The organism is Acinetobacter lwoffii, assembly GCF_015602705.1.
Classification (GTDB): Bacteria; Pseudomonadota; Gammaproteobacteria; order Pseudomonadales; family Moraxellaceae; genus Acinetobacter; species Acinetobacter lwoffii_E.
On record NZ_CP059081.1, the window covers coordinates 207,647 to 220,730 of the forward strand.

Below are 13,084 nucleotides of genomic sequence, written 5' to 3' on the forward strand. Positions count from 1 at the left end.
TAGCCTGTGTTTTTACGCGCGGGGCTGCTATTTGCATTTGCAGCTGTGTTTCTACAGATTGCTGTATTTTTACAGCCTTTGTTACCGAAGCAATATCAGGTTGCTCCGGTCTGTGAAACCATCACGCGTGCGCTTTTTATCGCAACAGATGCCCATGCGCAGCATAGCGCCGGCGAGCATACTCACCTTGTCCAATCTGATCATCTTCAACATGATCATCATGATGCCAATCATCAGTGTCAGTACTGTAAGGTTCATGCCAATTTAGTCTTACCGCCGGATCTGGACATCAAACAGGTACTTGACCGGATTCATGTCCGTTTAATTGCCTATCAAAAAACCTTTAAGCATGTCTGGTTTGTCCTTCAACAACTCTTCTTAATTCCTCAGGGGCGAGCGCCACCACTGCCTGCATAAATCTGCATTTTTCAGCTTGGGTTGGTATTGACTCAAGCCGTGCCTAATTTATGTATTTAGTGAGATAGAGAAATGGCTCAGCCTAAATTTTCTTTACAGCCACTTGCGGCTGCGATTTGTGTTGCTTGTTATTCTTCGGTGGTGATGGCCAATGACGCCATGCCGGTTCAGACATTTGCCCCGATTGTGGTGACGTCAGCAGCAGGTAATGATGCCAATGGGCTGATTGTTCGCGCTGATCCAAAACAGCCGATTCAACCGATTCCTGCCAGTGATGGTGCGGATTATTTGCAAAGTATTGTCGGTTTTAGTTCGGTCAATAGCGGTGCCGGTACCAATGGTGATGTGACGTTCCGCGGCATGTTTGGTTCACGAATTAAGATCCTGACCGATGGCACCGAAAACCTGGGCGCTTGCCCAAGTCGTATGGATTCGCCGACCTCCTATATCTCCCCGGAAAGCTATGACCGTATTTCGGTGATTAAAGGCCCGCAGACGGTTCAGTATGCCAATACTGGCTCTGCGGCCACAGTGATTTTTGAACGTACACCGGAACAGTTTGATCAAGATCAAAACTATCGTGGTCAGGCCAGTGTCTTGATGGGCTCTTTCGGACGTCTTGATCATAATGTGGAAGTCGCAGCAGGCGATGAACAGAAATATGTCCGACTCAATACCAATCGTTCGGTATCGAATAGCTATCAAGATGGTGATGGAACCACTGTGCCTTCAGATTGGGAGCGCTGGAATGCGGATCTAGCTTTGGGATGGACTCCAGATGCAGATACTTGGGTAGAATTGACGGGTGGTAAGGCAGATGGTGAAGCTGTTTATGCTGGTCGTGATATGGATGGATCACAGTTTGCCCGTGAAAGTCTGGGTTTACGTGTTGAAAAGAAAAATCTGACTGATGTAATTCAGAAAGTTGAGGCACAGATCAACTATAACTATAACGACCACATCATGGATAATTTTAGCCTGCGTCCAGTGCCGATGAAGCATGATGAGCATACTCATAGCATGCAGCCAGCACCCTCTGAAATGCAGGTTACGCGCCGTACTTTAAATACCCGTATGGTGCTAACGAGTGAATGGGATCAAAACCAATTGATTGCCGGGATGGATTCTCAGCGCAATACGCATGCTGGAGGAATGACATCCACAAGCATGAATATGCCGCTCACTCCAGATATGAAATTCCAGTCATATGGAGCGTTTGCTGAGTTAAGTCATGAACTAAGTGATAACAACAAATTGGTTACTGGTGTGCGGGTCGATCAAGTGGACATTGATGCCTTAAAAACTGGACAGAACCGTCAGGAAACCTTGCCAAGCGGCTTCATTCGTTTTGAAAATACCCATCCAGAACATGATGAAGGTAAAACCTATATCGGACTGGGGTATGTGGAGCGTGTGCCTGATTATTGGGAATTATTTAAGACCGATTATCATGGAATAACTGCAAATACATTTAAACAACTGGAAACAGAAAAGACCTTACAACTCGATCTGGGCTATCAACATCATCATGGCGCGTTTAATTCTTGGGTATCGGCTTATGCCGGTGTGATTCAGGATTTTATTTTGATGACTTATCCTAAGTCTGCAAACTCTGGACATGGTCATCATATGCAGAGTGATATGGGGGGAATGCAGTCAGTAAAAATCAATGGTGCGGATTCAAGAAATATCGATGCAACCATTGCAGGCGCAGAAGCTGGAATTGGTTATCAGTTTACTGATGCAATTCAGGCAGATATCAGTGCCATGTATGCTTGGGGTGAAAACACCACAGACAATACGCCGTTGCCACAAATTTCACCTTTAGAAGCCCGTGTTAACTTGCGTTATGTTCAAGACAAATATAATTTTGGATTGCTATGGCGTGTAGTAGATGGTCAAAACCGGATCAGTCGTAACGAAGGTAATATTGTGGGTTATGACAATAAGCAGAGCGCAGGCTTTGGCACTTTGTCTTTAAATGGTAGCTACCATGTCATGGATAGCGTGGATATATCAGTCGGAGTCGATAATGTCCTAAACCGGACTTATACCGAGCACTTAAATAAAATGGGGGCTTCCGGGACAGGTTTACCAACAACCGAGCAGTTTAATAATATGGGACGTAATTACTGGGCACGTGTCAGTATGAAATTCTAATTGTTCCTCAGTACTCCAAAAGCCATTGCTCAATAGCGATGGCTTTTTAATTTTTAGCGTTGCAATCAATATTTCCATATTTAAATAGGGCCTATGTATATTGAAAGAAGACCCAATAAAACAAGTTTTGTGTATATAAACGCCAGATTGATGAAGAATCAAACAAGAATAGAATGGGAAATGAACGATATAAGTGATGTGATAAAAATTTTCACAATTTAAATTGAAATAAAACAATATCTTATTGTGTTTGTGGAGGGGTTTTATTGAATGTGCTCAATAAAATTCAAAAACAATGAAAATAAATTAACTATATATAACAATTACTTATATTTTTATTGGTTTGAAAAATAAACACATGATAAAAAATCTTTGCAAGAAGTGTTGCAAGGGCTCTGAAATACTGTAGAATGCACATCCATCGGCGGTGATGAAGATTAAAACTTCTGATAAAACAGTGACTTAGTTAAGATTGATTGGGTTGGGTTTTAGAAAGAAATTTTAAAAATAGTTTTCATTACTGGTTGACTTTCTAGAGATAGAGAGTAATATAGCCGACCTAGCTTGCTGGTGACGAATCAGCAAGAAGATCATTAAAAGATTATGAAGAACAACTTGTGTGGATTTTTACTGGTTGATCGATCGAAATTATTTTCATTGATTGATGGTAGAAATTACTCGAAGTTTATTTGAGAAATATTTGTCAGAAAATTGATGAGCCAAGATTGGCACCCTTTAAGGTGCTACATAGTATTAAACTGAAGAGTTTGATCATGGCTCAGATTGAACGCTGGCGGCAGGCTTAACACATGCAAGTCGAGCGGGGAAATGTAGCTTGCTACATTACCTAGCGGCGGACGGGTGAGTAATGCTTAGGAATCTGCCTATTAGTGGGGGACAACATCTCGAAAGGGATGCTAATACCGCATACGTCCTACGGGAGAAAGCAGGGGACCTTCGGGCCTTGCGCTAATAGATGAGCCTAAGTCGGATTAGCTAGTTGGTGGGGTAAAGGCCTACCAAGGCGACGATCTGTAGCGGGTCTGAGAGGATGATCCGCCACACTGGGACTGAGACACGGCCCAGACTCCTACGGGAGGCAGCAGTGGGGAATATTGGACAATGGGGGGAACCCTGATCCAGCCATGCCGCGTGTGTGAAGAAGGCCTTTTGGTTGTAAAGCACTTTAAGCGAGGAGGAGGCTACCGAGATTAATACTCTTGGATAGTGGACGTTACTCGCAGAATAAGCACCGGCTAACTCTGTGCCAGCAGCCGCGGTAATACAGAGGGTGCAAGCGTTAATCGGATTTACTGGGCGTAAAGCGCGCGTAGGTGGCCAATTAAGTCAAATGTGAAATCCCCGAGCTTAACTTGGGAATTGCATTCGATACTGGTTGGCTAGAGTATGGGAGAGGATGGTAGAATTCCAGGTGTAGCGGTGAAATGCGTAGAGATCTGGAGGAATACCGATGGCGAAGGCAGCCATCTGGCCTAATACTGACACTGAGGTGCGAAAGCATGGGGAGCAAACAGGATTAGATACCCTGGTAGTCCATGCCGTAAACGATGTCTACTAGCCGTTGGGGCCTTTGAGGCTTTAGTGGCGCAGCTAACGCGATAAGTAGACCGCCTGGGGAGTACGGTCGCAAGACTAAAACTCAAATGAATTGACGGGGGCCCGCACAAGCGGTGGAGCATGTGGTTTAATTCGATGCAACGCGAAGAACCTTACCTGGTCTTGACATAGTAAGAACTTTCCAGAGATGGATTGGTGCCTTCGGGAACTTACATACAGGTGCTGCATGGCTGTCGTCAGCTCGTGTCGTGAGATGTTGGGTTAAGTCCCGCAACGAGCGCAACCCTTTTCCTTATTTGCCAGCGGGTTAAGCCGGGAACTTTAAGGATACTGCCAGTGACAAACTGGAGGAAGGCGGGGACGACGTCAAGTCATCATGGCCCTTACGACCAGGGCTACACACGTGCTACAATGGTCGGTACAAAGGGTTGCTACCACGCGAGTGGATGCTAATCTCAAAAAGCCGATCGTAGTCCGGATTGGAGTCTGCAACTCGACTCCATGAAGTCGGAATCGCTAGTAATCGCGGATCAGAATGCCGCGGTGAATACGTTCCCGGGCCTTGTACACACCGCCCGTCACACCATGGGAGTTTGTTGCACCAGAAGTAGGTAGTCTAACCTTAGGGGGGACGCTTACCACGGTGTGGCAGATGACTGGGGTGAAGTCGTAACAAGGTAGCCGTAGGGGAACCTGCGGCTGGATCACCTCCTTAACGAAAGATTGACGATTGGTAAGAATCCACAACAAGTTGTTCTTCATACGATGTATCTGAGGGTCTGTAGCTCAGTTGGTTAGAGCACACGCTTGATAAGCGTGGGGTCACAAGTTCAAGTCTTGTCAGACCCACCAAATCTGACTAACGAAGCATGAAAGTGCTGAAGCAAACAGAACAGAACGATACATTGACTTATTGATAAGCTGGGGACTTAGCTTAGTTGGTAGAGCGCCTGCTTTGCACGCAGGAGGTCAGGAGTTCGACTCTCCTAGTCTCCACCAAATTTCAAGATCATAAAAGCACTGCTTTTACTTGAAATTTAAGCAAGAAGCTACGCTTCGCGCAGTATGTAAGCATACAGTGATGAAGTTGTTTAGTTCCTAAGCGATCAGGTGTTTAGATCCTAGAGATTAACAAGTACAAGCGTTATGATACGCGCACTTGATAATCTCTGTGATTTATCACAGTTTCCTGACCTGACGAAGGCTGGAAAAATCATTAACAGAATATATTTGAGTTGAAATAATTTGTTCAAACTCGTTTTTAAGATCAACACTAACAGTGATTTATTACTGTGATGTGAAGATTAAAGAAATGAGTTCTAGCGAAATTAACTGAATCAAGCGTTTTGGTATATGAATCTAATTGAAGCTGTACAGTAGTTGAATCTACGAAACGCCAACTGTATGAGAGTGTTGAAAGACACAATCTGTTGCTTATCCCACTTGTAAGGATAAACGACTGTTTGGGGTTGTATAGTCAAGTAATTAAGTGCATGTGGTGGATGCCTTGGCAGTCAGAGGCGAAGAAAGACGTGATAGCCTGCGAAAAGCTCCGGGGAGGCGGCAAATATCCTGTGATCCGGAGATGTCTGAATGGGGAAACCCACTTACCATAAGGTAGGTATTGCAACATGAATACATAGTGTTGCAAGGCGAACGAGGGGAAGTGAAACATCTCAGTACCCTTAGGAAAAGAAATCAATTGAGATTCCCTCAGTAGCGGCGAGCGAAAGGGGAAGAGCCCATTAAGTCATATAAGTTCTAGTGGAACGCTCTGGGAAGTGCGACCGTAGACGGTGATAGTCCTGTACACGAAAGGGCTTATATGATGATGTCGAGTAGGGCGAGGCACGTGAAACCTTGTCTGAATATGGGGGGACCATCCTCCAAGGCTAAATACTCCTGACTGACCGATAGTGAACCAGTACCGTGAGGGAAAGGCGAAAAGAACCCCTGTGAGGGGAGTGAAATAGATCCTGAAACCGCATGCATACAAGCAGTGGGAGCCGACTTGTTCGGTGACTGCGTACCTTTTGTATAATGGGTCAGCGACTTATATTCAGTAGCAAGGTTAACCGCATAGGGGAGCCGTAGGGAAACCGAGTCTTAATAGGGCGTTTAGTTGCTGGGTATAGACCCGAAACCAGGTGATCTATCCATGAGCAGGTTGAAGGTTGGGTAACACTAACTGGAGGACCGAACCCACTGTCGTTGAAAAGCCAGGGGATGACTTGTGGATAGGGGTGAAAGGCTAATCAAACTTGGTGATAGCTGGTTCTCCCCGAAAGCTATTTAGGTAGCGCCTCGGACGAATACCATTGGGGGTAGAGCACTGTTTCGGCTAGGGGGTCATCCCGACTTACCAAACCGATGCAAACTCCGAATACCAATGAGTACTATCCGGGAGACAGACTGCGGGTGCTAACGTCCGTAGTCAAGAGGAAAACAATCCAGACCGCCAGCTAAGGCCCCAAAATTATAGTTAAGTGGGAAACGATGTGGGAAGGCATAGACAGCTAGGAGGTTGGCTTAGAAGCAGCCACCCTTTAAAGAAAGCGTAATAGCTCACTAGTCGAGTCGGCCTGCGCGGAAGATGTAACGGGGCTAAAACTATATGCCGAAGCTGCGGATGCATAATTTATTATGCGTGGTAGGGGAGCGTTCTGTAAGCCGATGAAGGTGGATTGAGAAGTCTGCTGGAGGTATCAGAAGTGCGAATGCTGACGTGAGTAACGACAATGCGAGTGAAAAACTCGCACGCTGAAAGACCAAGGGTTCCAGTCCAACGTTAATCGGGGCTGGGTGAGTCGACCCCTAAGGCGAGGCCGAGAGGCGTAGTCGATGGGAAATTGGTTAATATTCCAATACTTCTGTGTAATGCGATGAGAGGACGGAGAAGGTTAAGTCAGCCTGGCGTTGGTTGTCCAGGTGGAAGGTTGTAGGCATGTATCTTAGGCAAATCCGGGGTACTCTATGCTGAGAACTGATAGCAAGCTGTACTTGTACAGTGAAGTGGCTGATACCATGCTTCCAGGAAAAGTCTCTAAGCTTCAGTTACACAGGAATCGTACCCGAAACCGACACAGGTGGTCAGGTCGAGTAGACCAAAGCGCTTGAGAGAACTCTGCTGAAGGAACTAGGCAAAATGGTACCGTAACTTCGGGAGAAGGTACGCTGTTGTCTGTGATAGGACTTGCTCCTTGAGCGGCCGACAGCCTCAGAAACCAGGCCCCTGCAACTGTTTATTAAAAACATAGCACTCTGCAAACACGAAAGTGGACGTATAGGGTGTGATGCCTGCCCGGTGCTGGAAGGTTAATTGATGGGGTTAGCGTAAGCGAAGCTCTTGATCGAAGCCCCAGTAAACGGCGGCCGTAACTATAACGGTCCTAAGGTAGCGAAATTCCTTGTCGGGTAAGTTCCGACCTGCACGAATGGCATAATGATGGGGGCGCTGTCTCCAGCAGAGACTCAGTGAAATCGAATTCGCCGTGAAGATGCGGTGTACCCGCGGCTAGACGGAAAGACCCCGTGAACCTTTACTGCAGCTTGACATTGAACTTTGATCTTACTTGTGTAGGATAGGTGGGAGGCTTTGAAGTCGCGACGCTAGTTGCGATGGAGCCGTCCTTGAAATACCACCCTGGTAATATTGAGGTTCTAACTCTGTCCCGTTATCCGGGACGAGGACCATGTCTGGTGGGTAGTTTGACTGGGGCGGTCTCCTCCTAAAGAGTAACGGAGGAGTACGAAGGTGCGCTCAGCGTGGTCGGAAATCACGCGTAGAGTATAAAGGCAAAAGCGCGCTTAACTGCGAGACCCACAAGTCGAGCAGGTACGAAAGTAGGTCTTAGTGATCCGGTGGTTCTGTATGGAAGGGCCATCGCTCAACGGATAAAAGGTACTCTGGGGATAACAGGCTGATACCGCCCAAGAGTTCATATCGACGGCGGTGTTTGGCACCTCGATGTCGGCTCATCTCATCCTGGGGCTGAAGCAGGTCCCAAGGGTATGGCTGTTCGCCATTTAAAGAGGTACGCGAGCTGGGTTTAGAACGTCGTGAGACAGTTCGGTCCCTATCTACCGTGGGCGTTGGAAATTTGAGAGGATCTGCTCCTAGTACGAGAGGACCAGAGTGGACGAACCTCTGGTGTACCGGTTGTCACGCCAGTGGCATCGCCGGGTAGCTATGTTCGGAAGGGATAACCGCTGAAAGCATCTAAGCGGGAAGCCTACCTCAAGATAAGATTTCCCCGAGACTTTATGTCTCCTAAAGAGCCGTTGAAGACTACGACGTTGATAGGTTGGATGTGGAAGCATAGTGATATGTGAAGCTGACCAATACTAATTGCTCGTGAGGCTTGACTATACAACACCCAAACAGTTGTTGTATAAAAGCTCGATTGATTCGATATTAAACAAAGTGACTTGATTTAGTTACGCTAAACGAACAAACTATCCAACTCAGATAAATCTGTTAATGAATTCTATTTGGTAGAAAGCAAGGCATCTCAATAAGACCTAGCAAGTATCCATAAACAGTTGTGCTGGCGACCATAGCAAGAGTGAACCACCTGATCCCTTCCCGAACTCAGAAGTGAAACCTCTTAGCGCTGATGGTAGTGTGGGGTTACCCATGTGAGAGTAAGTCATCGCCAGCTCATTATTCCTAAACACCCCCGACCATAAGGCCGGGGGTGTTTTTTTTATGCGTGGAATTTAGTCAAATAAATGTTATTTATGTGCTATTTCGACTGAAACATCACATAAAAATAAAATTGAGAGGCGTATACTGAACCGGTCTATGGAGCGGATATGTCCTCAAATTCATCTTCAAGCCATATTGAATATGGCTCTTCTGCTTTTAAAGCAGTGCTTTTTTCCTTATTCCTTGCTGGCTTTGCCATTTTTTCATCACTGTATTGCGTACAGCCGATGATGCCGATTCTGGCTGATTATTTCCAGGTCAGCCCGACTCAAAGCAGTTTCCCTTTATCTTTTTCTACCATTGCCTTGGCAGTTGGCCTGATTTTTACTGGACTAATATCAGACCGATTCGGTCGTAAGCCGATTATGGTCTGGTCTCTATTTTCAGTCTCAGTATTATTACTATTAAGTGCAATATTGCCGATCTGGTCCGTGTTTCTGACCACACGAGTAATGATTGGATTGACAGTCAGTGGTGTCGCAGCAGTCGCGATGACTTATATCGGGGAAGAAATTGCAGAAAAGGATATCGGTTTTGCCATGGGCTTATATATTTCTGGCACAGCGATAGGTGGTATGGGAGGGCGTTTAATTGCCGGAGTTTTAGTTGATTTTATCTCTTGGCAATCTGCTACTTTGTTGATTGGTATTTTAAATCTCTGTATTGCAGGCTTATTTTATTACCTCTTACCCGCTTCGCAACATTTTAAAGCCTATCCAATCAAGCTGAATCGTTTTAAAAACTCATTTAGACAGAATCTAGCTGATCCAAAACTTCGGGTTTTATTCCTGCAAGGTTTTATCTTGATGGGCTGCTTTGTCTCGGTATTTAATTATCTGAGCTATCGCTTGATCCAAGCGCCATTTGAGCTATCTCATGTCTGGATTGGTGTGATTTCGATTACTTATTTGGCCGGCATTTATAGTTCCCCTCGAGCAGCACATTGGGGGCGGCATTACGGAAAATTTAGAATATTGGCAGCCATGATCCTGATGATGCTTGTGGGCTTGTCGCTGATGCTGATCAATCAGTTGGTTGTTGTTTTTACCGGATTGCTGATTTTTACTTTTTCTTTCTTCGCTGCCCATTCTACCGCCAGTAGCTGGGTGTCGATCCAGTCGTTACAGTATCGGGCAGTCGGTTCGTCGCTGTATTTATTTTGCTATTACTTAGGTTCAAGTGTGTTGGGGAGCTCAAGCGGATTGGTGTGGGAAAATTATGGCTGGATAGGATTAACTGTGTTTATTGCCGCGTTATTACTGACGGGTTTGTCATTCAGTTTAAAACTCCGTTCAAATTAGAGATTATTTCCAAGCTTTCCTCCTCATAAATAGAATCAATTTCTTTTTTGAAATATTTAAACTTTAGATTCAAGTGACAAATAGAGCGTGATTCAGTTAGTCTCTGATTTTGTATAAATTATAATCAAGCAAGCTAGGGCCGATTCATGGTAAAATAATCGGCTTTCATCTTTGATCTTATTTTTAGATCTCCTATCATCTGCCAGCCGAGAATTGCTAGCCATGTCTACTGCTTATACCATGCAGACTGCGCCAAAAGCGTTGTTTGATTACGACAAATATTGGGCGTCTTGTTTTGACCCTGCGCCATTTTTGCCGATGTCACGCGAGGAAATGGATCAACTCGGCTGGGACAGCTGTGATTTTATTTTAGTTTGTGGTGATGCTTATATCGATCATCCATCTTTCTGTTCAGGCATTATTGGCCGTACCCTGGAAGCACAAGGCTTCCGTGTCGGTATTATTGCACAGCCAGACTGGACCAGCGTGGATGCGTTCCGCGTTTTGGGTAAACCAAATATTGCCTGGGGTGTAACAGCAGGGAATATGGATTCCATGATCAACCGTTATACGGCTGACCGTAAAATCCGTTCTGATGATGCCTATTCACCAGACAATCAGCCAAACAAACGTCCAGACCGTGCGGCAACTGTGTATTGCCAGCGTGTTCGTGAAGCTTATCCGGATGTACCAGTATTGCTCGGCGGTATTGAAGCGTCGTTACGTCGTATTGCACATTATGATTACTGGTCAGACAAAGTCCGTCGTTCAGTCTTGATGGATTCAAAAGCCGATCTTTTAATGTACGGTAATGGCGAACGCTCAATCACTGAAATCATGCATCGCTTGGCGCGTGGCGAGAAAATTCACGAGATTACTGATGTTCGCGGTACAGCGTTTATTGTGAATAAACACAACCGTGCCTCTAAAGCCAAGTTTGTGGAAATTGCATCGAATGATGTCGATGCCATTGGCCGTGTTGATCCAATTATTAACCCGTATGTCATGACTGAAGATATCGAGGGTTGTGAGATTGAACAAGGCAAGGATTCTAGCCAGTACCAAGGTTTTCAAAAAGAACATGTCGCTAACCCGATTGTGCGAGCAGGGGATGACTTAGATCCTGATACACAAATTGTGCAACTGCAACCGGCTTCTAAAGCGATTAAACATAAGTTACCGCCGCGCGAATTGGCCGTAATTCGTTTGCCTGCTTTTGAAGAAGTGGCTGCAGATCCAGTGCTCTACGCACATGCCAACCGTATTCTGCATCTGGAAACCAATCCGGGGAATGCGCGTGCCATGGTGCAAAAGCATGGTGAACGTGATGTCTGGTTGAATGCACCGCCAATTCCGTTGACTACCGAAGAAATGGACTATGTGTTTGACCTGCCTTATGCACGTCTGCCGCATCCTGCTTATGGCAATGCACGTTTCCCGGCATTCGACATGATCAAGTTCTCTGTGAATATCATGCGTGGCTGTTTCGGTGGTTGTACCTTCTGTTCAATTACGGAACATGAAGGTCGTATTATTCAGAACCGTTCTGAAGAATCGATTCTGCGTGAAGTGGAAAAAATCCGTGATACCGCACCGGGCTTCACGGGTATTATCTCGGACTTGGGTGGCCCAACAGCCAATATGTATCGTTTGGCCTGTAAAGATCCTGAGATTGAAAAGAACTGTCGTAAACCGTCATGTGTATTCCCGGGCGTTTGTCAGAATTTGCATACGGATCATGCTCCATTGACGCAGTTATACCGTAAAGCGCGTTCTTTACCAGGCATTAAAAAGATTCTGATTGGTTCAGGCCTACGTTATGACCTTGCGGTTTTAAACCCTGAATATGTCAAAGAACTTGTCACCCATCATGTCGGTGGTTACTTAAAAATTGCGCCTGAACATACCGAAAAAGGCCCACTCAATAAAATGATGAAGCCGGGTATTGGGACTTATGACCGCTTCAAGCAAATGTTTGATCGTTATAGTAAGGAAGCAGGCAAGGAACAATACTTAATTCCTTACTTCATCGCGGCGCATCCGGGAACTACCGATTACGACATGATGAATTTAGCGATTTGGTTGAAGAAGAATGGTTTCCGTGCCGATCAGGTACAGACCTTCTATCCTTCACCAATGGCGACTGCAACTACCATGTACTACACTGGTAAAAACCCGCTGGCGAAAGTGGCGCGTTATACTGAAAATGTCGACATTGTGAAAGGTGAGAAGCGTCGTCGTTTGCACAAAGCTTTCTTGCGTTATCATGATTCAAACAACTGGCCGTTATTGCGTGAAGCCCTGAAAGAAATGGGTCGTCAGGATTTGATTGGTAACTCGAAACAGCATTTGATTCCGACTTATCAGCCTGTAGGCAGTGCAGACGGTCAGTATCAATCGGCGCGTAAGAAAAACTCGACGGTTGCCGGTGATTCGCAAAAACGTACTGGTGAGCAAGGGAATCGTAGCAAGGCTGCACAAGCTCAGTCTCGTCCTTCAAATACCAAGAAGCGTCCTGAACGTGGGCAAATTCTGACCCAGCACACAGGTTTGCCGCCGCGTGAAACAGGCGATGCCAAAAAACCGTTTGGTGGGCCAAAGCCTAAAGCGAAGCCCAAATCACGTGCATAATTAAGTTAATAAAAAGACACTTCGGTGTCTTTTTTTAGCTCTTGGGTAAAGTAACGTAGCCTGAGCTTGTTCGTTGAAAGTGTAAAAGAATATATTATTTGCATTAAGTTCTTTAAAAAAGTGATATAAAAATAACACTTTGTCGGAATTGTCCTACAGTTGGGCAGATATGTATTGTGATCAATTCCATGGATGTTTTAGAGTGCATTATCAGTACTTTAAATCCACTTTCATTGGCATCCAGAGAGATGTCACTTTAGGTAACACAGAATCGAGTTTTGATACCAGT

At 45.5% G+C, this 13,084-nt stretch carries 4 protein-coding genes, 2 tRNA genes and 3 rRNA genes; all 9 read left to right on the plus strand.

The window, feature by feature from the left end:
- Positions 1-6: 6 nt before the first annotated feature.
- The 9 genes from H0S56_RS00915 to H0S56_RS00955 all read left to right on the plus strand — a co-directional run bounded on the left by H0S56_RS00915 (position 7) and on the right by H0S56_RS00955 (position 12,795).
- The gene (locus H0S56_RS00915) at positions 7-417 is read left to right on the plus strand and encodes a DUF2946 family protein (protein ID WP_191112935.1); all 411 of its coding nucleotides are present in this window, start codon (positions 7-9) and stop codon (positions 415-417) included.
- 72 nt (positions 418-489) lie between these two features.
- Positions 490-2,577, plus strand: coding sequence for a TonB-dependent copper receptor (locus H0S56_RS00920; RefSeq protein WP_195725450.1), 2,088 nt, complete (start codon positions 490-492; stop codon positions 2,575-2,577).
- 755 nt (positions 2,578-3,332) lie between these two features.
- Positions 3,333-4,870 (plus strand): 16S ribosomal RNA (locus H0S56_RS00925).
- A gap of 60 nt (positions 4,871-4,930) precedes the next feature.
- Positions 4,931-5,007: transfer RNA gene (locus H0S56_RS00930), tRNA-Ile, on the plus strand.
- Positions 5,008-5,078: 71 nt separating this feature from the next.
- Positions 5,079-5,154, plus strand: a tRNA-Ala gene (locus H0S56_RS00935).
- 476 nt (positions 5,155-5,630) lie between these two features.
- Positions 5,631-8,524 (plus strand): 23S ribosomal RNA (locus H0S56_RS00940).
- A gap of 177 nt (positions 8,525-8,701) precedes the next feature.
- A 5S ribosomal RNA gene (rrf, locus tag H0S56_RS00945) occupies positions 8,702-8,816 on the plus strand.
- Together the 16S, 23S and 5S rRNA genes with 2 tRNA genes alongside form the textbook arrangement of a ribosomal RNA operon.
- A 154-nt stretch (positions 8,817-8,970) precedes the next feature.
- Complete coding sequence (locus H0S56_RS00950) at positions 8,971-10,164, plus strand: MFS transporter (RefSeq protein WP_004644878.1); 1,194 nt, start codon at positions 8,971-8,973, stop codon at positions 10,162-10,164.
- 222 nt (positions 10,165-10,386) lie between these two features.
- Positions 10,387-12,795 carry a YgiQ family radical SAM protein gene (locus H0S56_RS00955; RefSeq protein ID WP_004644879.1) on the plus strand — a complete coding sequence of 803 codons (2,409 nt, stop codon included), beginning with the start codon at positions 10,387-10,389 and terminating at the stop codon, positions 12,793-12,795.
- Positions 12,796-13,084 lie beyond the last annotated feature (289 nt).